This is a genomic window from Mesorhizobium sp. RCC_202, assembly GCF_041355295.1.
Taxonomy (GTDB): Bacteria; Pseudomonadota; Alphaproteobacteria; order Rhizobiales; family Rhizobiaceae; genus Mesorhizobium.
The window spans coordinates 359,286-380,364 of record NZ_JBFUPO010000001.1; the positions used below are offsets into that span (position 1 = coordinate 359,286).

At 63.6% G+C, this 21,079-nt stretch carries 17 protein-coding genes and 1 pseudogene; 3 read left to right on the forward strand and 15 right to left on the reverse strand.

Annotation, left to right across the window (positions count from 1 at the left end):
• Window positions 1-257: 257 nt before the first annotated feature.
• From AB6802_RS01675 to AB6802_RS01690, 4 genes are all read right to left on the reverse strand, one after another.
• A complete protein-coding gene (locus AB6802_RS01675; protein WP_371008259.1) occupies window positions 258-1,085 on the reverse strand; it encodes an SDR family NAD(P)-dependent oxidoreductase in 828 nt (275 codons plus the stop codon).
• An 86-nt stretch (window positions 1,086-1,171) separates the two neighbouring features.
• Entirely contained in the window at window positions 1,172-1,657 is a 486-nt protein-coding gene (locus AB6802_RS01680) for an acetone carboxylase subunit gamma (protein ID WP_371008260.1), read from the reverse strand.
• Window positions 1,654-3,858: a hydantoinase B/oxoprolinase family protein gene (locus AB6802_RS01685; protein WP_371008261.1), complete on the reverse strand. Its 2,205-nt coding sequence runs from the start codon at window positions 3,856-3,858 to the stop codon at window positions 1,654-1,656. The genes AB6802_RS01680 and AB6802_RS01685 overlap by 4 nt, the downstream gene beginning before the upstream one ends.
• A gap of 14 nt (window positions 3,859-3,872) precedes the next feature.
• Complete coding sequence (locus AB6802_RS01690) at window positions 3,873-6,014, reverse strand: hydantoinase/oxoprolinase family protein (protein WP_371008262.1); 2,142 nt, start codon at window positions 6,012-6,014, stop codon at window positions 3,873-3,875.
• Window positions 6,015-6,124: 110 nt separating this feature from the next.
• Between AB6802_RS01690 and AB6802_RS01695 the strand changes: the two genes are divergently transcribed.
• A complete protein-coding gene (locus tag AB6802_RS01695) occupies window positions 6,125-6,904 on the forward strand; it encodes a helix-turn-helix transcriptional regulator (RefSeq protein ID WP_371008263.1) in 780 nt (259 codons plus the stop codon).
• A 57-nt stretch (window positions 6,905-6,961) separates the two neighbouring features.
• On the opposite strand, the gene AB6802_RS01700 is transcribed toward AB6802_RS01695, so the two are convergent.
• The 3 genes from AB6802_RS01700 to AB6802_RS01710 all read right to left on the reverse strand — a co-directional run bounded on the left by AB6802_RS01700 (window position 6,962) and on the right by AB6802_RS01710 (window position 11,264).
• Window positions 6,962-8,452 carry an FAD-binding oxidoreductase gene (locus tag AB6802_RS01700; protein ID WP_371008264.1) on the reverse strand — a complete coding sequence of 497 codons (1,491 nt, stop codon included), beginning with the start codon at window positions 8,450-8,452 and terminating at the stop codon, window positions 6,962-6,964.
• 30 nt (window positions 8,453-8,482) lie between these two features.
• On the reverse strand, window positions 8,483-10,105 hold the full coding sequence (locus AB6802_RS01705; RefSeq protein WP_371008265.1) for a thiamine pyrophosphate-dependent enzyme: 1,623 nt from the start codon (window positions 10,103-10,105) through the stop codon (window positions 8,483-8,485).
• A gap of 70 nt (window positions 10,106-10,175) precedes the next feature.
• Window positions 10,176-11,264: an FAD-dependent oxidoreductase gene (locus AB6802_RS01710; protein ID WP_371008266.1), complete on the reverse strand. Its 1,089-nt coding sequence runs from the start codon at window positions 11,262-11,264 to the stop codon at window positions 10,176-10,178.
• Between the two features lie 149 nt (window positions 11,265-11,413).
• On the opposite strand from AB6802_RS01710, the pseudogene AB6802_RS01715 reads away from it, so the two are divergent.
• Together AB6802_RS01715 and AB6802_RS01720 are read left to right on the forward strand one after the other, a co-directional pair.
• Window positions 11,414-11,524: pseudogene (locus tag AB6802_RS01715) on the forward strand (helix-turn-helix transcriptional regulator); the annotation flags it as partial.
• 158 nt (window positions 11,525-11,682) lie between these two features.
• Complete coding sequence (locus tag AB6802_RS01720) at window positions 11,683-12,915, forward strand: glycosyltransferase (protein WP_371008267.1); 1,233 nt, start codon at window positions 11,683-11,685, stop codon at window positions 12,913-12,915.
• Window positions 12,916-12,925: 10 nt separating this feature from the next.
• Here the strand turns inward: AB6802_RS01720 and AB6802_RS01725 are convergent, their stop codons facing one another.
• The 8 genes from AB6802_RS01725 to AB6802_RS01760 form a co-directional block, all read right to left on the reverse strand.
• Entirely contained in the window at window positions 12,926-13,969 is a 1,044-nt protein-coding gene (locus AB6802_RS01725) for a glycosyltransferase family 10 domain-containing protein (protein WP_371008268.1), read from the reverse strand.
• Window positions 13,970-14,002: 33 nt separating this feature from the next.
• Window positions 14,003-14,584, reverse strand: a complete 582-nt coding sequence (locus AB6802_RS01730) for a DUF1349 domain-containing protein (RefSeq protein WP_371008269.1) — start codon at window positions 14,582-14,584, stop codon at window positions 14,003-14,005.
• Between the two features lie 20 nt (window positions 14,585-14,604).
• Entirely contained in the window at window positions 14,605-16,044 is a 1,440-nt protein-coding gene (locus tag AB6802_RS01735) for an aldehyde dehydrogenase family protein (RefSeq protein ID WP_371008270.1), read from the reverse strand.
• A gap of 147 nt (window positions 16,045-16,191) precedes the next feature.
• Window positions 16,192-16,677, reverse strand: coding sequence for a hypothetical protein (locus AB6802_RS01740; RefSeq protein ID WP_371008271.1), 486 nt, complete (start codon window positions 16,675-16,677; stop codon window positions 16,192-16,194).
• A 43-nt stretch (window positions 16,678-16,720) separates the two neighbouring features.
• A complete protein-coding gene (locus AB6802_RS01745) occupies window positions 16,721-17,605 on the reverse strand; it encodes an ABC transporter permease (protein ID WP_371008272.1) in 885 nt (294 codons plus the stop codon).
• The gene (locus AB6802_RS01750; RefSeq protein ID WP_371008273.1) at window positions 17,605-18,564 is read right to left on the reverse strand and encodes an ABC transporter permease; all 960 of its coding nucleotides are present in this window, start codon (window positions 18,562-18,564) and stop codon (window positions 17,605-17,607) included. The genes AB6802_RS01745 and AB6802_RS01750 overlap by 1 nt, the downstream gene beginning before the upstream one ends.
• 37 nt (window positions 18,565-18,601) lie before the next feature.
• Window positions 18,602-20,245, reverse strand: a complete 1,644-nt coding sequence (locus AB6802_RS01755; RefSeq protein WP_371008274.1) for an ABC transporter substrate-binding protein — start codon at window positions 20,243-20,245, stop codon at window positions 18,602-18,604.
• A 58-nt stretch (window positions 20,246-20,303) separates the two neighbouring features.
• The gene (locus AB6802_RS01760; RefSeq protein ID WP_371008275.1) at window positions 20,304-21,077 is read right to left on the reverse strand and encodes a DUF427 domain-containing protein; all 774 of its coding nucleotides are present in this window, start codon (window positions 21,075-21,077) and stop codon (window positions 20,304-20,306) included.
• Between the last annotated feature and the right edge of the window lie 2 nt (window positions 21,078-21,079).

The window sequence follows — 21,079 nt, forward strand, 5'->3', positions numbered from 1 at the left end:
AGACAGGCCGGCAAGGCCCATGCCGGCATCGGCCTTGCCGAGCGCGACATAGACCGCCTGGCCGAGATCGCGGGTGCCGATAAGGGCTGCGATCTACAGCATAGACAGCGCCGCCATGATGGCCTGGTTGAGGCCGAGCATGACGACGGGCAGCGCCAGGCAGCCTGGCCAGCAGCGTCTGCATTGGCGTCGCGCCCATCTGCTCGACCGCTTCGACGACATCGGCGCGCACATGCCGCCCTTCGCCGGCCGGGCTATTACCATAAGGCTCCGCCCGTTACCTGGATGTTCTCCATCGTGATCCCCTTGGCGAGGTCCGAGCAGAGGAAGACCGCAAGTGCGGCGATCTCCTCGGGCTGCATCATGCGGCCTTGGGGATTGCCCCTTCTGAATTCGTCCATCACCGCTTCGGCAGTGCGGCCCTTGCCCTCGCGCTCGACGACCTGCGCGACGTTGCGGCGCATCAGCTCGGTCTCGACCCAGGTCGGGCTGATCATCACGCAAGTGACGCCATGCGCAGCGCCTTCGAGCGCCACGCAACGGGTCAGCCCGAGAAGCCCGGCCTTGGAGGCGCAGTAGGCCGGATTGTCCTTCCAGCCGACGGAAGCGGCGGTCGAACCGATGTTGACGATGCGGCCCCAGCCGCGCCCGATCATGCCGGGCAGCACCGCGCGCGTGGTGCGGAAGGCGCCGGTCAGATTGGTGTCGACGATCTTGTCCCACAGTTCGTCGGAATGGCCGCAGACCGGCTGCTCGGCGGTGGTGCCGGCGGCGTTGACGAGGATATCGGTCGGACCGATGGCCGCTTCGGTCTCGGCCATGAAACGGTTGGCGAGATCGCTGTCGCGCACATCGAGATGGGCGGCGCGCACCTTGGTGCCATGCGCGGCGAGCGCCGACCGCACCCGCTCGATCTCGTCGGCGCCGGGGTAGTAGGCCGCATCCACCCTGCCCGCCTGCGGCGGCGCGACATAGGAGCCGACGGCGACATTGGCGCCGGCTTTCGCAAGTGCTGAGGCGATGGCAAAGCCCATGCCGGAAAAGCCGCCGGTAACAATGGCGCTGCGGCCGGAAAGATTTGTCATGTGGCCAGTCTCCGAAACGCTATTCATAGGCTGGTGCCGGCACGAAACGCTACCTTGCCGGCGGCGCGGTTCACAAAATCAGTTTCCTAGAGTGGCTGGCCCAGCCATTCGCGGTAGAAGCCTTCAAGGTCGGGTTCGAAGTCGTGGACGATGGGATAGCCGGGTGCCGCCGCCTCGACCTCGTGCATGGTGCCGCATTGCGGGCAGATGAATTCGCGGATTTCCATCCACTGCGGATCGGGAATATCGCTGTTGGGATAGATCTCGCGCAACTGCTCCTCGGTGTTGCGCACGATGATCGCGGCCTTGAGCTTCCAGTTCTTGCGATAGTCGCCGAAGGAATGACCGCACTCGCATTTCGTCACACGCTCGTCGCCGCTCTGGCAGATGAACAGATGATCCGAGACCGGCAGCAGGATCGGGTCCTTCCAGCCGACGCGGTCCTGCAGCACCGCGACATATTTGAAGAAGCGGTCATCGTCCTTGTAGGCGCTCATGACGCGGCGCGTCTGCGGCCAGGGCAGCGTGCCCGCGACCAGATCGGCGATGACTTCCTTGCTGTACGAGGTCATGGCTTAGCTCCCGGCATGAAGATCGATTTGGCGTCGACGTTCCAGAAATCGCTGAAATCCCTGGTGAAGCGCGACGACAGTTTTATCGCGCTGGCATACATCTTCTTCACCTCGGGCGCGAAGTCGGCCTTTTCGACACGACTGCGCTCCGTGGCGATCCACTCCGAAACCGGCTTCGCCTGCGCAAGACGCCTGGCGCGCATCTCGGCGCGGTGGCGCTTGGTGGCCTCGATGTTGGCGACTGGGTAGCCGTCCTCGTCTTCGTCCAGCATGATGCCGAAAATGCCTTCGGCCGCTTCCTTGGTGAGATAGCCGTTCTCGACATCCATGGCCGTCTTGAGCGGGTCGCGCTCCAGCACGTCGCCATAGCCGCCGCCGCCATTGTAGGAATGGGTGAAGACGTCGCCGGTCTTGTGCGGGGCGGTGATATACGGCCCTTCCATGGTCACATGCTCGCCCTGCAGCCGAAGTTCGAGTTCCGAGCGATGCGGGTTGGTGCCGGTGTGATGCGCCAACGGTGCACGCTTTTCGGCAAGCTCGAAGATGTTGGAGTTGCGCACCGCACGATGCTTCTGGCAGGTCGGCGCCGGATAGCCGCCACACATGCCACCATTGTCGAACACGCGAGACGAATGCTCTGATGTCACCAGTCTGAGATGGTCGGTCTTCGAGACCAGCCAGGTCGAGACGAAGGAGCAGCCGCCGCGGTACTTGCCGGCGCCGCCGGAGTTGGGAACGATGGACCGGCCGATATAGAGCATCGGCATGTTCTGTTCCCAGATCTCGATATTGCCCATGTCGGATTCAGGGTTCCAGCCGACATAGGCGGTGTCGAGGCCATCCTTGATGGCCAAGGCACCAGAGCCGGCGGCCGCGCATTCGAAATGCGCCATGCCGAACAGCTTGCCGTACTGGCTGGTGCCGCCCATCTCGATCATCGGGCTGTTGACCTGGCCGACGAAAGCTTCCTCGACAAAGCCGCGTCCGATGAAGGAGCGCGACAACAGCCGTTGGAACACGCCATAGGCCGGCAGCAGCAAGGCCCATGAGGTGGCGGTCGCGACCATCTCATTGTCGGGGTTGGTCCAGGTGCCGTGCGGCAGCTTGAGTTCGGTCGCCATCCAGGCGCCGTCATTGACCAGACCTTCGAAGTTCATGTGCTGGGTCAAGGTGACGAACATGCCGCCATCCATCCCGGCCGGCGTGCAGTTCATCGAATGGTAGCCCCAGGGCTGCGTGCCCTCGAAGTCCATGATGATCTTGCCGTCGGTGGTGATCTCCATCTCGATCGGTATGTTGTAGAGCCAGTCGGGATCGCCGAGCGGCTGGTAGCCGGGCTTGCCGGCGGTGACATGGCCGTAGAACGTATGGCCGCGATAGATGCCGGGCACGGTGAGCTGGCGCGTGCGGGCGAGCTGGGCGCGGCGGCCCTCCTCGATGAACTCCTTTGACACCTGCATCCAATAGTCGAGGCCGATCTCGTCGATCAGCGCCTTGACGCTTTCGCGCATGTCGATGCAGGAGGCGACCTTGGCCTTCTCGTCGAGCACCCAGTAGATCGGCATGCGCAGATTGCGCTCGCAGCGGATGACATAGTCGCGGCGGATCTCGTCATTCTCGCCGACCTTTTCGGCGCAGACGAACAGGCCCTCGGTGAATCGCTCCTGCGCCAGCGCCACGTCGCCGCCGGGCGTGATGCCGCCGGCCTCGAGCTCATGGCAGACCGCGCCCGCCCAGCCGACCAGCTTGCCCGAATGGAAGATCGGCACCACGTCCATCACATCGGGCACCTGCACGGTGCCGATGAAGGCGTCGTTGTTGGCGAAGATGTCCCCGTCGCGGATGCAAGGGTTTTCCTCGTAGCCGTTGCGGATCATCCATTTGATGAAGCGGCTCATCGTGTGCACATGCACCATGATGCCGTTGGACAGCGCGATGGCGTCGCCTTCGGGCGTGTAGATGGCGACGACCATTTCGCCGACTTCGCGCACTCCGGGCGAAGCCGAGATGCGGCGAGCCATTTCGCGGGCCGAGACGCAGTAGGCGCGCAGCTTGGTGTGCAGCGTCTCGAATTTCAGCGGATCCTGGTTGCGCAGATGAAGTTCGGTGATGCCGTCATAGCAGCCGGTTTCTTCCATCAGACGTTCGGATTCGATCAGCCGTTCGCGGATGCGGAGCGCGGAGGCGGGTTTGTCCAGCATGGCGTTCGCCCTTCTCAAGCGTGGGTGTAGTGCAGCAGCGTCCATTCATCGACATGGACACGGTCTTGCGGGTGGACGACGAGCGTTGTCGCCGGATGTTCGATGATGGCCGGGCCGATGACCTCATGTCCCGGCTGCAGCAAATCCATCTCGTAGAGATTGGCCTTGTGCCAGCGCCCGCCGATATAGGCGTCGCGCACGCCCTTGTGGGCCGCTGCCGGGTCCGCCTTGCCGAGCGGGCGCTTCAAGAGCACCGGCTTCACCTTGTCGGCGGTGGCGATGAGGCCGAGCTCGGTGATCGAGAAACCGGCTTCGCCATAGCGCGAGACGCGATGGTTGACCTTGGCGTAGACCGCTTCGAACTCGTCGATGACCTTGCGCATGTCGTCGGCCGATTGAATAGCCGACAGCGGCGCCATCACCTCGACATCCTCGAGCTGGCCGGTGTAGCGCATCATCAGGAACGGCACGGTTTTGATCTTTTCGCGTGCGTGGCCGTCCTCGATCATCTCATCGACCGCGGCGTTGGTGAGATCGTCCCAGACATCGGTGACCTTCTTGCCGAAGGCGATCAGTTCGTCATCGCCGGCGCGTGCGCCGATGTCGAGCTGCGTCGACACCGAATGGCGGCGCATGAAATCGGCGGTGGTGCAGCCGAAGGCGGAGAAGGCGGCGGCGAACTGGAAGGTGATGATGTCCTTGAAGCCGATGCCCCTCGAGCAGCCGGCAAGATGCAACGGACCCGAGCCGCCATAGGAAAGCAGCGTGAATTCGGAAGGATGGATGCCCTGGCCCGAGATGACTCGGCGCAAGGCGTTGTTGGCGTCGGCCTCCAGCATGTCGATCATGCCTTCGGCGGCTTCCTCGACACCCACGCCGAGCAGGCGGGAGCATTTTTCCTCGAAGGCCGCCCTCGCCTTTTCGACCTGCAGCACGACCTTGCCGCCCAGGAAATAGTACGGGTTGAGGCGGCCGAGGATGGCGTCGCAATCGGCGATCGTGGGTTCGGTGCCACCCCTGGCGAAGCAGATCGGCCCGGGATCGGAGCCCGCACTTTCCGGTCCAAGCGAGACCTTCCTGGTCAGCGGGTCGACCTTGAGGATCATGCCGGCGCCAGCGCCGGTCGTGTCGAGATGCAGTGTCGGCACGTTGAGCTTGAAGCGGTCCATCAGCGGTTCGTTCTCGATCCGCGTCTGGCCGCGGGTGATGACGCCCATGTCGAAGGAGGTGCCGCCCATATCCGAACAGATCAGCGAGTCGTTGCCGATCAGCTTGCCGACATAGGCCGCGCCCAGGATGCCGCCGATTGGGCCGGAGATCATGGTTTCATGCAGGCGCGGGTGGTTGATCGAGGTCAGGCCGCCGAAGGAGAGCAGCGTCTGCACGCCGTATTTGAAGCCGTATTTCTTCGCGACGTCCTCGATGCCCTTGAGCTGCTTGCGGCCACGCGAGGTCGCATAGGCCTCGATCAGCACCGAGTTCAGCCGCGACTGCTCGCGGATGACCGGGCGCACTTCATGGCTGGTGTAGACCAGGATATCGGCGCCGGCGGCCGCGATCTCCTCGCGGCAGATTTCCGCGATGCGCTTCTCATGCGCCGGATTGACGTGCGAGAAGACCGTCATGATGCAGATGCCCTCGACCTTGTCGGCGATCAGCTTCTTGGCGGCGATGCGTACCTCGTGCTCGTAGAGCGGCAGGATGACGTCGCCGAACTGGTCGATGCGCTCGGTGACGCCGTGGGTGCGGCGGCGCGGCACCAGCGGATCGGGATGCTGGTGGGTCACCGCATGCAGGCGATCGGCATAGGAATAGTCGGCCCAGGCCTGGAGGCCGCGACCCATCAGGATCATGTCCTCGAGGCCCCTGGTGGTGATCAGGCCGAGGCGGCGGCCGGTGCGCGACAACAGCGTGTTGAGCATGCCGGTGCCGGAATAGAGCACGACGTTGACGCCGGAAAAGAGCGTCTCCAGTGAGATGCCCCAGGCATCGGCCGCGTCCTCGGCGGAAGCCAGGAAGCCCTCGGCCTCGTCCTTCGGCGTGGTCGCCGATTTGCCGATCTTGAAGTGGCCGTCCTGATCGACAAGGATGGTGTCGGTCATGGTGCCGCCGGCGTCGATGCCGATAACGATGGGGTTGGTGGTGATCTGGTCCACGGGTCGCCTTCCCTTTTCGAGAATGACCGCAGGCTAGATTCGATCGCTTGGATCGCGCCATATGCCTAAAGACACAATGACCGCGCGGCGCGGTTCGCCGAGAAAAGGGCATGCGCATGGGCAACATCTGGGCGCCACTGGCCAAAGCGATCGCGGCCACCGGCACCGACCGGCATGTCGACTGCCTGATCGATCTGATCGGGGCGGACATTGCGCATGATTTGGTGACGGTCACCCGCTACTCGGCGACCAAGACGCCTGAATTCGTCAAGCACCGGCGTTTCTCGGATGAGATGGTGCGGCGCTATCTCGACAACTACTATGTCTTCGACCCGTTCTACGCCTCGTGGCGACGCGAGCGCCGGCTCGGCATCCTGCCGCTCAAGGGGCTGGCCGACGAGGAAGCCAAGCGCGGCCAGTATATCGCCGGCTTCCTAGCGCAGTCCGAAATCTGCGACGAGGTCGGCATCATGCTCGCCGACGGCGGCGACTGGTGTCTCGGCATCTTCCTCGACCGTTCGACCGCTTCCTTCAAGGACAGCGAGATCGCCTTGCTGGACGAGCGGCTGCCGGTGTTCGAGGCGCTGCATGCGTTGGACATCAAAGCGCGTGGCAGCGATTTCTCGCGCACCTCGGCGCCAACCGGCCCCGGCGCCTCGCCGCAGCAGAAGCCGAGCATTCCGCAAAGCCTTTGGCCGGAGCTGTCCTTGCGCGAGCGCGAGCTGGTGCAGCTGATCCTCGCCGGGCACCCGACCGCCACCATCGCCGAGCGGCTGGGCATCACGGTCGGCACGGTGAAGAACCATCGCCGGCGCATCTACGAAAAGCTCGACATCACCACCGAGCGGGAATTGTTCCTGCAGTTCTTCCAGCACCGATCCGAGAAGTGACCCGGCCGGCAAGCAGACGGACGAGCGCGGTGGAGTAAGTGCCCAACCTCCGTGGTTTCATGCCACCGCAATGGCGAGCGGCACGCTCTGCGCATGGTGGAACACGTTGGTCGGATCATATTGCTGCTTCACCGCGACCAGACGAGTGAGGTTGTCGCCCCAATAGGACCTCGCATAGTCAGGCAGGTCGAGATCGCAGTAGTTCACGTAGGACGCGTCCGGCATGAACGGTCGCATCGCGTTATAGACTTTGGCGATCTGCGCCAGACGCCCAGGAGTGTCGGCCGCGCGGCTCCAGCTTGAAAAATACTGGATGCAATACTGTGTGCCGGCGCGGCGCGGAAACGCGGTGGCATTGGCGGCCACGTCCGCGATCCTGCCGCCGTAGGAGTCGCACAAAAGCACGATGCCGCCAGGCGCTGTCGGCGCGACCGCCGCCATCATGGTGGCAATGCCCCTGGCGGAAAGCGGCGACAGCACGTAGTCCGACTTCGCCTTCATGAGTTCCGACGGATAGGTAAGAGGCCCGGCAAAGTGCTTGACCGCATCGAGGAATGCCAGCGATGTCACCGTCAGCGCCGATGACGGCGCCTGCGATGTCGTCAACCGTTTGAGCTCGGCGCGCAGCTCGCTTTCGCTGCCCACCGACTGACCGATGCAGCGCATGGTGATCTGACCGCCGCCGGCGGGGCCGACCTTCATGATCGAGGTGATGTTGGACGGCGCCTTCGGCGCCCAGTCCTGCCATACCGCGAACAGTTTCGCGGCTCTCGCCTGCGGCAATTTCCACGAGACGCCGAACACCAGGGCGCTCTTCAGCGGGAAAACGCCGATCTGGAATTGCGTCGCGATGCCGAAGCTGCCGCCACCGCCGCCGCGGCAGGCCCAGAAGAGATCGGGCTGCGATGCCGCGTTGGCCTGCAGGATGCGCGCCTGCGCGTCGACGACGTTGGCCTGCCGCAAGCCGTCGCACGTCAAACCATGCGATCGCGCCAGGAGGCCGTGGCCGCCGCCGGTAAGATGGCCGGCAATGCCTACGGTTGGACAACTGCCGGCCTGCAGCGCCAGCCCCTGGGCGGCCAGCGCCGAATAGAGCTGGAACAGCGTCACGCCGGAGCCGACGGTGACGAGGTTCGAAGCTTTGTCGACCGTGATCTGCGTCAGTCCGCGGACATCGATCGCAACGCCTGTCGACTGCGAAAGGCCTTCATAGGAGTGGCCGCCGCTGCGCGTGGCAAAGTTCAGCCTGTTGCTGCGAACCCAATCGACCATCACGGCGACGGCATGCTCGGTCTTGCAGATTGCGCGCAATGCGGGCGCCAGTTGTTTGCGCCTGCTCGAGGCGGGCAGGAAATCGGCGTACTGCGGATCCGAGGGCCGCAGGAACTGCACTTCGCTCGCCGGAAGATTCGGCAGCGGTGGCAACGGCGCCGGGGCCGCCAACGGTGCCGGGGCCGCTTTGGCGGCCGAAGCGGCAAGCGTCTTGTCTTCGACAGGCGCCATATCGTTCGAGGGCACGAACTCGTCGACGCGAAGCGGATGTTCCATAAGATAGCCTCCCGCTGATTTCGATGATCGTCATGGCAATTCGGCCGGCAGCCCGTGCGGATCGATCTGCGCGACGATGACAGCGGGTCCGTCGAACCCCTTGGCCGCCGCTAGCGCCGCATCGAAGGCCGCGGCGGTGTTCACCGTCCGGGCGAACTGCACGCCGAGCGCGCCTGCGAATTTTTCAAAGTCCCACTGGTTGAGCACGACATAGGGCCGCGGCTGCTTGGCCGGGTTCTGGAAGTAGCTCTCGTCGACCAGAAATTGCTCGTAGCCATAGATGCCGTTGGCGAGGATGACGACGACCGGTTTGCTGCCGTACTGGACCATCGTCGACAGCGTCTGCGCGGTCATGTGGAAACCGCCGTCGCCGCAGATGACGAGCGGACGCCGCGCCGAACCGAACGAGGCACCGACAGCTGCGGCGACCGAGTGGCCGATCGAGGCCCACACGCCGCTGCACAGGAATGCATTGCGCTCTTTGACCGGCGCGTTGGCGGCGGAGTATATCCCGAGGAAGGTGTCGGGGATGACGAGCCAACTGGGATCCAGCGCGACGGAAACGCGTTCGAAGACCTGTTTATAGGTGAGCGGCCCGGAAGCCGGACCGGGAAACGTCGGCGTCGCGCCAGCCGGCACTGCCATGGGTTGCTTCTTGGCTGCTTCGGCAACAAGTGCGGAGACCAGCGCGCCGAGCTCGGCGTTCTGCTTGGCAGCCGTCTTGATCCGCACCTTGCCGTCATAGACCTGAACCATATGGCCGAAGGAATTCTGCACCAGGCCGGCATAGCCATTGGGAAACACGCATCCGAGCGTGACGAGAAGATCCGCCTGCTCGGCAGCCTGCTTCACCGCGGGAAGGGAGTGGGGAGGATTGTAGACGCCGACCCATCCTTTGCCCTGCTCGGCCAGCACGGATTTGGCAGGCAGAGCGGTGGCCCAGCGCACGCCGAGCTTGGCGATGAGATCGGCGACTTTATCGGCGAGGCCATAGCGCTGTATCTCGGTGCCGACCAGGATCAGCGGCGCGTGGGCGGCGCGGATCAGGCCGACGATCGAAGTCGCCAGCTGGGTTTCGGTGCCGGCGGCTGGGTTGGCGACCGGCAGTGGCCTGCTCGGCATCGGGCAGGCAGCGCCCCAGATTGCCATGTTGATCTCGATATAGACCGGACGCTGGGTCTTGATCGCCGCCGAGATGGCCTGGTCGACGACCTTCGGCACCTCGGCGACGGTCGACGCGCGCGCCGCCTGGGCGGTCACCAGCCTGTAGGCGCTGAGATCGGTCGCGTCCTGACCGATGGAATGAGAGAACACAATGTCGAACTTGTGCAGGCTGGCGATCGCGGCCGGCGCCGGCCCGCCATTGATGACGACCACCGGGCTGCGTTCGACATAGGCGCCGGCAATCGCATTGATCATGCTCAAGGTGCCGACGCCATAGGCGACCGATACGGCGCCCAGCCCCTTGGTGCGGGCATAGCCGTCGGCAGCGTAGCCGGCCTCCAGATCGCTTGCCGCGACCACGGACTTGACGCCATGCGCCGGCGCGGCGTCGAACAGCGGCGCGCAATAAGCGGCGGGCACGCCGAACAGACGGTCGACATGCTGTTCGGCGAGGCGCTTCAAAATGTAGTCGGCGACGGTGAAGGCCACGCTTCTGCTCCAGAAAGGTCTGCCAGAGCCCCGGTTTGGATCACAAGAATGTCCCAGACCACAGGAATGTCTAGACCGAGGGAATGGCTGGATTGACGATAGGCGCGTGATCGGGGTTGTGGATGTGGATGTCGGACAGGGGCTTCGCGGCGGCCTTGCCGAACAGCGACGCAATGTGATCGACCAGGCCCTGGCAAACGGCCTTGTCCGCAGTCTCGTTGTTGACCCCGGGCTCGAAGGTGCCGCCAATCACGACATGATCGCTGCGCGGGAACATGTAGCCATTCTGGCCGTAGAGATATTGCAGCGCCGGTTGCGGCCGCAGCATCGCCAGCTGGCCCTTGATCGGCATCATCTTGGTGTCGCTCCACAAGGTCATGGAGCCGAGCCCGGTGCAATTGACGATGATTGCTTGCGGCACGCTGGCCAGGATATCCGACCGGCTAGCGAACTGCTTCGACACGAAAGCGACGCCGCGCAGGTCGAGATCGGCCTTGAGCTTGGCGAGCAGGACCGGCGGCTCGATGAGCAGGGTCTGGTAGACAAAGCCCGACTTGGTATGGTGCTCGAACGGCAATCGCTTCAATGATTTTCGCGGCGGGATCAGTCCGGGCGCAAGCTGGATCACGATATCGAGGTTGTGCGAGGGCGTGGCGGTGTAGTTCGGCCGCTCGAACACACCGAATCCTTGCCCGATCCTGTTCTTGAACTCGCGGTAGGCGGTCTTGACGATTTGGGCGAGCTCGCGCTCCTTGCCGGCAAATTCCACCACCGACACCGCCCACTGGCCGCCGGCCTTGGCGGAGGTGGTCTGCAATGGCGGGCGATCGGCGTAGATCGTGACCTTCAGCCCGAGATCGAACAGCAGCGTCGCGGCCGTCAACCCCATGACGCCGGCGCCTAGCACGGCGACTTCGGTTGCGCCGGGGCTCGCCGCCAGATGATCCCTGACGATGTCCCGGACTTTGGTGGCACAGCCGAAGCTGAGCGTGATGCCGGCGCCGCCATGGCCGTAATTGTGGACGATGAACTTCCCCGAGATGGTCTCGGCATCGAGCCGGTAGGATCCGTTGCGGTAAGGCCGCACGCCTGCGATGCAGGCCCCCGGCTGGTTGGGGTCGAAAGAGAAATCAGGTGTCGGCAGATTGGACGTGGCCAAGGCAACCCCCCGCAGTCTTTTGCCGCATCGCGGTCTTCGGTTTTATGAAATTATCCTATCGTGGCATATCCGCCTGACTGTGTTCGACTTCACAAAGGGAACGGTGAGATACTCGGGCAGGCAAACAGCGGTACTTCGGCCCACGGCCTGTCGGGATCACCGTCCGCACGGTGAAGAACCATCGCCGGCGCATCTACGAAAAGCTCGACATCACCACCGAGCCGGAATTGTTCCTGCAGTTCTTCCAGCACCGGATGTAGAAGCAGCTGCTTCGAGACCATCATGCCGGCGTGACCCTGGCGCACATAATCGTCGCGACATCAGCAGGAATCGCAGGTGTCGATTGTTGCGCCACAGGCGCGTTGCTGATAGACAAAAATCTACAATCAAAATATATGAGATACTGCTAATTACTCACATGCACAATAAAGATGGCGCCGATCGCAATATAAAATTATTGCAGAATATTGAGCCATCCTCCCGACGTACGTTATTCGTCTGCCACGAGCCCCCCTTTCCCCCGATATCCGGAACGGACCTCAGGGTCCACGGCAATGCGGTGGCGGCCACGGCATTCGGTCCAGTCTGCGTTGCTTCCATCAAGCCGCTGACCAGCGAAACGCTACCTGTCGACCGGAATATCCGGGTTGTACCGCTGACCATCCCTGGCGAAAAGCGCGGGCCTGTCCTGGGCTGGCGACGAGCCAATGGCGAGAGTAAAATTCCACGGTCGGCCCTGGCCCGTCTGAAGGCGCTGATCCAGGACTTTCGCCCCGATACCATCATCGTCGAGGGCACGCCGTTGCTCAAGCTGCTGGGTCATTTGCGGCCTTTGGCCAAACAACTGATCCTCGACATGCACAATGTCGAATCAGACCTCATCCGCCAGTCGCCGCAGGGGAGATGGCGGCGGCCGTTCGCCCCAAATCTCAGGACGCTGGAGCGGAAAGCAGCGGGGATCGCCGACCGAATATGGGTTTGCTCGGAGCTTGACCGCAAGCGGCTCAAGGCAATCGTCACGCACTCAATACCGATCGATGTCGTACCGAACGGCATACCCCGCGCCGAAGAAAGGCCACATGCGCTCCCGCCAATGCCCGACGCCGCCAATGGCTTTCCGACGATCCTTTTTGTCGGGCATCTCAGCTACCCGCCGAACGTCGATGCGGCGGAGCGTCTAGCGCGCATAATCCTGGCACGCATCAGGCAGGCACTGCCGACGGCAAAGCTCATGCTTGCCGGTCGATCGCCGCATGCCGCTGTGCAAGCGCTGTCGGCACTCGATGGCGTTACGCTGGTCGAGAACCCGCAAGATGTCCGACCTCTGCTGGCGACAGCGCATCTCGCTATCATTCCGCTCACGACGGGCGGCGGCACACGCATCAAGATACTCGAGGCGATGTTCTCGGGCGTCCCAGTGGTGGCGACACCGCTCGCGGCCGAGGGTCTCGATCTCGTCGATGGGGACGACGCGCTGTTTTCCAGCACGGAGCAAGGCCTTGCCAATCTCGCGGTCGGGCTATGTTCCGACCTGGATCGCATGGCGAACCTGCGTATCCGAGCGCTCGACACCGCATGGCGCCGCTTTGGCCCTCAGGCAATCCGCGAGAGTGTGCGCCATGGGCTGGGGCTTGAGAGCGCCGGCCCATGACGGCAACGGTTCAGTGGCCGGCGTGAGCCATCCACCACCGCTCCTGCCGTGTTTTCAGAAATGCCATCCAGCCAAACGGCAGCGAAGACCGACCCGACGGCACTCCGCTACGCTGCGCAACCAATCGATGCACGAGTTCCGCGAGACGATGTTTCGGCGTCGTCGCGATCAACTCCAGGCGTCGAACAAGGTGGTCCGGCAGCGGCTCCGAACGCCAGGCCAGATAAGCCTCGTACTCTCGCGGCGTTTCGGCGAGATGGTGAAGGTAGGCTGCAAGTTCCGCCGGCGTGCCGAAGGACGACGCATCGACATAAGAATGTTCGGGGACGAATTCCGCCGCGTTCGGAGCGCCGAGATAGACCGGCACCGTGCCGGCCGCCAACGGGTCGAACATCTTTTCGGTGACGTAATCGGGAGCGATCGAATTCTCGAACGCCAGGCAAAAGTGATAGCGGCCGATGGTTTCGAGCTTCGTCTGCCGGCCAAGATCCGGACCCTCGATCTGCCGATTGGGCTGGAGCTTCGCGCGGCGATTGAACCTTCCATAGCGATCGACGTCGATGCTTTTGGAGAGTTCCGCAACAAAGCCGGCGCGCCCGCTTTTGTCGAGCTTGGAAGACTGAAAGGTCACCGCCGGCGCGGCTTCGGTCTTGGGCACAACCGCCGATCTGCGTGCCGCCTCCCACCATTCGGCTTTGGGCAGATAAGGCTCCCAGACGTCCGCTCCGGATTCGTAGGTCATCGTCAGGTCGAAATGACGCATGAAGCGGGGATCGGCTTGGTTTGCATAGTTCTCGAAGCTCTCCATCGACCAGGCGACCCAGAGCTGGCCCGGATATTTGCGGGCATCGCCGATCTCGCGCGCATTCGGGATGTGGAACACGACCGCATCGGCCTCGGCAAGGCGGCGGCGGTCTGTGGTCCACTCAACGGGAACAGAGCATTGCGGGATGGCGGCGACGTCGATCGGATTTTTGAAGGCGCGCGTGTAGAAAAGAATGAGCGGAACGTCTGACGGCATCGGTCCCCCAGGGCCAAGTCGATGCCCCCTCATACGGCCTTCCGCGGGATCGGGAAAGCATAACCGTCAGTCGTGCAATTCTCTCGATATCGGCGGGCCGACGGTGAAATCGGCAAAGGTCACTTGAAAACCCTCGCGCTGCGGCGAACAACACATCATGCCGACATCGACGGATTTCGAGATCGGGAAATAGGCGAGGCGCACCGGTTTCCAGCGACCATCCGCGGCATCGAGATATTGGATGCGGATCGCCTCGGCGTGGCGGGTCAAACGGATACGGGTGCCGTTGGGGTCCGTCGGAATGCTGCCCAGCGACCAATCCGATGTATCGTTGGTGACGACGACGGAGAAGTAGGCCAGCCCGTCGGTATATTCGATGCCGGCCTTGATCCAATGCGTCTCGCTCAGGCGCAGCATCAGCCCGGCCTGATCGTAGAGCACCTCATAACGGCCCTTGACGGTGACTTCGGCGCTGAAATCGCCCTCGACCGGCCGATAGAGGAAGTGGCCGTTGTCCCGCCGGAAGCCATAGAAGGTCTCGCGCCAGAAATCGGTATCCCTGCCGGTGCGGACCTGAAGCGTGCCGTCGCCGAACGCATGGTGCGGCGGCGGATTGAGCCAGGTCATGTCGGCCATGCTTGACGCCATTGCGCGCTGTTCCGGTTTAGTTAGCCGGCAAATGTATAGGCTGTCTTCACCGTGGTGTAGAATTCCATGGCGTAGCGGCCCTGCTCGCGCGAACCGTAGCTGGAGCCCTTGCGGCCACCGAAGGCGACATGGAAGTCGACGCCCGCCGTCGGCAGGTTGACCATGACCATGCCGGCTTCTGAATTGCGCTTGAAATGCGTGGCGTGCTTGAGGCTCGTGGTGCAAATGCCGGAGGTCAGTCCGAAGGGCGTGTCGTTGGCGACGGCCAACGCCTCGTCATAATCCTTGACGCGGATGACGTTGGCGACCGGGCCAAAGATCTCCTCGCGCGAAATGCGCATCGCATTGTTGGAACCGACAAACAGCGCCGGCTGCAGATAGAAGCCCGGTGTTCCACGCTCCAGCCGGTCGCCGCCGAAGGCAAGCTCGGCGCCTTCCTGGCGGCCGATGGCGATATAGTCCTCGTCCTGCTTGAGCTGCGTCTGGTCGACGACGGGACCGATCTGGGTTTTGCCGTCGAGCGCATCGCCAATGACGAGCTTATCCAAACGCTCCTTCATGGCCTCGACAAAGCGGTCGTGGATACCTTCGGTGACGATCAGCCGTGACGAGGCCGTACAGCGCTGTCCGGTGGAAAAATAGGCGCCGTTGATGGCGCAATCGATGGCGACCGCAAGATCGGCGTCGTCGAGCACCACGAACGGGTTCTTGCCGCCCATTTCCAGCTGGAACTTGCGCATGTGCTCGACACTGGCCGCGGCGACGCGCTTGCCCGTGCCGACCGAGCCGGTGAAGGAGATGGCGTTGATGTCCGGGCTGTCGAGCATGGCCTGACCGACCACGGAGCCCTTGCCCATGACCAGGTTGAGCACACCCTTGGGCAGACCGGCGCGATGCAGGATATCGACGATGGTCCAGGCGCTTTCGGGAACCAGCTCGGCCGGCTTGAAGACGATCGTGTTGCCGTAGGCGAGCGCCGGCGCGATCTTCCAGGCGGGAATGGCGATCGGGAAATTCCATGGCGTGATGATGCCGACGACACCGACGCCTTCGCGCGTCAACTCGACGCCGACACCCGGGCGCACGCTCGGCACCAGTTCACCTGAGAGGCGCAACGTCTCGCCGGCGAAGAAATCGAAAATCTGGGCGGCCCGGATCGTCTCGGCAACGCCTTCGGCCAGCGTCTTGCCTTCTTCGCGGGCCAGCGCGCGGCCGATCTCGTCCTTGCGCGCCATGATCTCGTCCGAGGCCTTCTTCAGCACCGCATGGCGGGCGAGCGGACCGGAGCGCGACCAGGCCGGAAAGGCCGCCTTGGCGGCGGCGATGGCCTGTTTTGCCTCCTCGGGGCCGGCCGAGGCGTATTCGCCGACCACATCGTTGGTGTTGGACGGATTGATGTTGCGCGAGCCGGCTTCGCCCAGCCATTCGCCATCGATGAGGTTCTTGCGGAGCAAAATCATCTTATTTCCTTCGAGGGATTGTCACGGCGGCAAGCGCCGATCAATTGTCAGACAAATGATATAGTGGCTGGGCGCGCGGAGGTCCAGCCGGGCCTTCAGTAAACCTAGGCAGCCAGCCGCGAAAGTCCATCGGTCAATCCGCCGCCTTCAGGCGGAGAACGACCAGAACAGGCAGGCCAGCGTGACCGCGGCGAAGAGGACGAAGAACAGGCTTCTGAGCAGGAGGTTGCGGCGCAGCTCGTTCATGGTGAGATGCGCGCCAACGATCGCCGCGACAAAGAGAAAGCGCCAGTTGAGAAGCGCCAGGAGCACGCTGTTCTGGCCGAAGGCCAACCGAGCGAGAAGCGAGCCGACAATGGTCGCGAACAGCACGATCGTCGCCCAGAAGACCGCATCGGCGGCATGGGTCAGCACGATTCCGGCGGCGCGGATGGGCAGGATCATCATCAGCATGGCGCCGAAAAAATAGATGGCGGCGATGGCCAGGAAGGAGCCGGCGTCGGCAATGCCGTCCAGGCGCTTCACGCCGAAGGCGCCGTAGGGATAGCCGTGCCTTGCCACAGCCAGCGACAAAGCCATCAGCAAGGCGCTGAAAACCGTGACCAGTGCGAATGTGCCGAGGGCCTTGCTCATGCCGTTTCCTGTCGAGACGAATCAACAGGAGTTTAGCAGCAATTCACCTCTCGACATTCTCGAACGCGCCGACCCCTTGGGCAATCAGGTTGGTAGCCATCACCAGCGAGACGATGGCCGCCGAGTTGAAGACGACGCCCCACCATTTGCCGCCAGTGAGAAAGCCGTAGCCGTCGGCGACCGCAAGCCCCCAGTCGGCCGAAGGCGGCTGGATACCCAAACCGAGGAAGCTCAGCGTCGCGATCGAAAAGAACGCATAGCCAAGACGGGTGACGAGCTCGATCAGGATCGTCTCCCTGATGTTGGGCAGGATTTCCAGGACCATGATGGCGAAAGCGTTCTCGCCGCCGAGGCGGGCGGCGCTGACATATTCGCGCTGGCGCTGCTCACGGACGGCGGCGCGCACCGTGCGCGCCACCAGCGGCGCATAGGCGATGGCGATCACCGTTACGACGGTGAAGTTCGAGGGCCCAAGCGCCACCAGGGTCATGGTGACCAGCACGATGAAGGGAAAGGCCATCAGCGTGTCGAGTAGCCTCGCACCGATGGCGTCGACCAGACCGTCGAAATAGCCGAGCACCAGTCCGATGATCGTGCCCGACGCAACACCGCCCAATGTCGCCAGCGGCGCCACCAGAAGGATGTCGCGCGAGCCGACGATGATGCGGGAGAAGACGTCGCGGCCGAGCTGGTCGGTGCCGAACCAGTGGGTTGCATCCGGCGGCGTCAGCGTGGCGAGGAAATCCTCGGCATAAGGGTCGAACGGCACCAGCCGATCGCCGAACAAAGCGCAGGCGATCCAGAACAGCAGGATGAGCGATCCGACGATCACCGACAGGGGCAGGCCGCGAACCGCGCGGCCGAGCCTGCCCGCGAACCGCAGGATCGATGACGCGCGCGACGGCGCCGGGAATTCGAGAAGGTCCATCATAGCGACGCCCGCCGCCGTTGGCGCGGGTCGAGCAGCACTTGCGCGAGATCGCCTGCCGCCGCGGACAGGACAAAGATCGTCGCCATGACGAGAACGCCCGCCTCGAGCATCGGAAAATCGCGCGACTTGGCGGCGTTGAGCACCAGATTGCCGAGACCCTGGATGCCGAACAGGGCTTCGATGACGACGAGGCCGCCAAGCATGTAGCCGCTCTGGGTGGCCAGCACCGCGATGGTCGGCGTCAGCGCGTTGGGCAGTACGTGCCGGACGATGACCTGCGAACGGTCGAGCCCCTTCAGTGTCGCTGTGCGCGTGTAGTCGGCGGCCAAAGCCTCGACCACGCCGGCCCGCGTCATGCGCGCCAGATAGCCGGTGAGGTTCAGCACCAGCGGCAACGCCGGCAAGATGAGGTAATAGCCACTCGTCCAGAAGCCGGCGCCGTCCGGGGCAGCACCGGTGATCGGGAACCAGTTCAGCCACAGGCCGAAGACCATAAGCAGGAGAAGTCCGGACACGAAGTCGGGAACGATGCCGAAAGAGATGCCGGTGAGCACGATCAGGCGATCGGCAAGGCGGCCCTGGTTGAGGCCGGCGACGATGCCTGCTCCTACACCCACAGGCACAAGAAACAGCAGGATGATGCCGGCAAGGGCGGCCGAGCGGCCCAGGCTTTGCAGCACCAAGGGCGCGACCGGCGCACGCATCGACAGCGACGTGCCGAAATCGCCGGTCAGCGCGGCGCTTAACCAGCGCCAGTACTGGACAAGCAAGGGCTGGTCGGCGCCGAGCTGCTTGTTCAGCGCTGCCACGGCTTGCGCGTCGGCGAATGGACCGAGCATGACCCGGCCGACATCGCCGGGCAGGACCTGCCCGGCGAGGAAGACCAGCACACTGACCAGCCACAACGTGAGCAGAAGCGAGGCTGCCCGCGTCGACAAGGTGCGGCCGCTCAGCATTGGGTCGCGAGGCCCCGCGCGGTTTGTCGTTTGCGCATCATGCCTGGACGAAGGTGACGCGGTCGAGCAGGAGATGCGAGATCGCCGTGAACCGCACGCCCTCGACCTTGGTGCTGGAGATGCGCGTGTATTGCGAGAAATAGCTGATGATCTCCGGCGTCTCGTCGAGCAGCAAGGTCTGGATCTTGCCGGCAGCCAGGCGCTGCGCCTGAAGATCACGCGCCTTGCCGTAGTCGACCAGCAACGCGTCATAGTCGGGATTCTTGAAATGCGCCGCGTTCCACGCTCCCGAACTCTTCAGCGTCGCGTTGAGGAAGATGTCTGGCGTGCCGCGATGGCCGAAATCGGTGATGCCGAGATTGGAATCGAGCCATGGCGAGCTGCCGAAGGTCGCCGATCCGTAATAGGCATCCTGCGGCAGCACATTGAGCTTGACGTCGATGCCGGCCTTTTTGGCGAAGTTCTGGATGATCACGGCGTAGTCTGGAATGTCGTAGGCGCGCTCGGTGGTCAGCGTCACCTCGAAGCCATTCGGCACGCCGGCCTCGCCGAGCAGCCGCTTGGCCTCGGCGATGTCCTGCTTGCGCTGCGGCACCGATGGATCGGCCGAGGGGAAGATCGGCGCGAAGGGCGAGTCGTTGCCGACGACGGCGCGGCCCTTCAGCAGGCCCTTGACGATGGCCTCGCGGTCGATGGTGAGCGCCAGCGCGCGGCGGATGCGCTTGTCGGTGAACGGCGCCTGGTCGGTCCTCAGATGCACCGGATCATGCGAGCTTGCCTGCACGCTGAGCAGCCTGAAGTTCGGATTGCCGTCGATCGCCAGCTCGAGGCGCGTGGTGCTCGGAATAACGTCGAGCTGGCCGGCCTGCAGCGCCACGACCTGCGCCTGCTCGTCGTCGAAGAACTTGATCTCGACGCGATCGGGCAGCGACTTGTCGCCCCAATAGTCGGGATTGCGCACGAAGCTGGCGCCCTGCTTGGGACGGAAGGATTCGAGCTTGAACGGGCCGGTGCCATTGAAGGTCTTTTCGAAATCGCCGGCATAGTCGGCCGGCAGGATGACGGCGTTGTAGACGTCGGAGGAGACATAGAACGGGAAATTGGAGTTCGACTGGTCGAGGTCGAAGGCGACGGTTTCGTCGTCGACGACCTTGGCGCCGCCCTTGGACAGGATGCCCTTATAGGCCGACAGGGCCGAGGAGCCGCTGTTCGGATCGACGAGGCGCTCGAAGCTCGCCACCACGTCCTTGGCGGTAACGGTGCGGCCATCGTGAAATTTTACGCCCGGACGCAGCTTGAAGGTCCAGCGCTTGGCCGTTTCGTCCGCTTCCCACGATACAGCCAGCTTCGGCTGCAGGCCGTCCTTCGGATCGTCGAGGATCAGATACTCGCCGACCTGGCTGATGACGCCGATGCTGGCCGGATCGGTCAGCGTGACGGGATCGATCGCCTTGGTCGGTTGTCCAAGCCCGACGCGGACCGTGCCGCCGCCGGCGGCGGCGCGCGCCGTTCCGGAAAAGCCCAGACCTTGAGAGGCGGCGAAGCCGGTCAGGCCGATCAGGGCCGCGTATTTCAGGAGATCGCGGCGCTTGAGGAAACCTTGGGCGTATTCGTCGACGGCGACATTCCAGATGTCGCCGGACAGATTGCGAAGGGCGTCGATGTCGTTGCGTTTGGTCATTTTTGCCTCTGTGAAAATTGTGATTTTGAAAGGGAGAGCAGAAAGACGAGCGCCGGGGTCAGACCGGCTGGCCGTCAAGCTCGATGCGGTCCACGGCTTGCGGGTAGAAGGCGATCAGCCCCTTGATCTTCGGCATTTCGCCGATCGGATCGCGGTAGCTCCAGGCGATGTCGTCGCGCAGCGAGCCATTCTTGAGCACACCGGACCAGTAGGAGGCGACGCCCTTGTAGGGACATCGGGTCCTCGTCAACGAGGCCCTTAGCCGATCGAGCCTGACATCCTCCGGCGGAAGATAGAAACGTGTCGGCAGGTGGGTTTCGAACAGGAGCACGGGACGACGGCTGTCGGCGATCACCTCGCCGTCGAACCAGACTTCGACATGGCTCGAACTCTGCTGCACGTCGATGCGGGCATAGGGGTCGCGGGCATGGACGAAGACCTCTTCCTCCTCCTCGAACCATTGGTCGACGAGGTTCCAGGTGAAGGCGATGCGGCCGGCGAGCGGCGTGAGGTTTTCGTCGGGCGGCGCCGTGAACGACCAGGCGGCGTCGGCGGCGCGCCTGTCGCCGGCCTCGATATCCCAGTATTTCGTCTCGCCGCCGACCGGGTGCTGCTGTCCTTGCTTCGACGGCTTCAGCGCCGACTGGTCGACCGCGGCCAGCGGAAAGAAATAGATCGGCAGGAAATGGTTGGAACGCAGCACCAGCACGTTGCGGCTGTCGGCGATGACGCGGCCGCCGAATTTGACGCGGATGCGCTTGGGGCTGTGCAGGACATTGATCAGCTGCGGCGCGGTCGCTTCGCGCGGCTGCAATCTGGGTTGGGCGGTCATGA

Excerpts from the sequence above, each read along its gene's own strand:
- AB6802_RS01755 (WP_371008274.1), bottom strand. The coding sequence starts at position 20,245 with ATGACCAAACGCAACGACATCGACGCCCTTCGCAATCTGTCCGGCGAC.
- AB6802_RS01740 (WP_371008271.1), bottom strand. The coding sequence starts at position 16,677 with ATGAGCAAGGCCCTCGGCACATTCGCACTGGTCACGGTTTTCAGCGCC.
- AB6802_RS01695 (WP_371008263.1), top strand. The coding sequence starts at position 6,125 with ATGCGCATGGGCAACATCTGGGCGCCACTGGCCAAAGCGATCGCGGCC.
- AB6802_RS01720 (WP_371008267.1), top strand. The coding sequence starts at position 11,683 with ATGCACAATAAAGATGGCGCCGATCGCAATATAAAATTATTGCAGAAT.
- AB6802_RS01735 (WP_371008270.1), bottom strand. The coding sequence starts at position 16,044 with ATGATTTTGCTCCGCAAGAACCTCATCGATGGCGAATGGCTGGGCGAA.
- AB6802_RS01685 (WP_371008261.1), bottom strand. The coding sequence starts at position 3,858 with ATGCTGGACAAACCCGCCTCCGCGCTCCGCATCCGCGAACGGCTGATC.
- AB6802_RS01700 (WP_371008264.1), bottom strand. The coding sequence starts at position 8,452 with ATGGAACATCCGCTTCGCGTCGACGAGTTCGTGCCCTCGAACGATATG.
- AB6802_RS01730 (WP_371008269.1), bottom strand. The coding sequence starts at position 14,584 with ATGGCGTCAAGCATGGCCGACATGACCTGGCTCAATCCGCCGCCGCAC.
- AB6802_RS01675 (WP_371008259.1), bottom strand. The coding sequence starts at position 1,085 with ATGACAAATCTTTCCGGCCGCAGCGCCATTGTTACCGGCGGCTTTTCC.
- AB6802_RS01750 (WP_371008273.1), bottom strand. The coding sequence starts at position 18,564 with ATGCTGAGCGGCCGCACCTTGTCGACGCGGGCAGCCTCGCTTCTGCTC.
- AB6802_RS01725 (WP_371008268.1), bottom strand. The coding sequence starts at position 13,969 with ATGAGGGGGCATCGACTTGGCCCTGGGGGACCGATGCCGTCAGACGTT.
- AB6802_RS01760 (WP_371008275.1), bottom strand. The coding sequence starts at position 21,077 with ATGACCGCCCAACCCAGATTGCAGCCGCGCGAAGCGACCGCGCCGCAG.
- AB6802_RS01745 (WP_371008272.1), bottom strand. The coding sequence starts at position 17,605 with ATGGACCTTCTCGAATTCCCGGCGCCGTCGCGCGCGTCATCGATCCTG.
- AB6802_RS01680 (WP_371008260.1), bottom strand. The coding sequence starts at position 1,657 with ATGACCTCGTACAGCAAGGAAGTCATCGCCGATCTGGTCGCGGGCACG.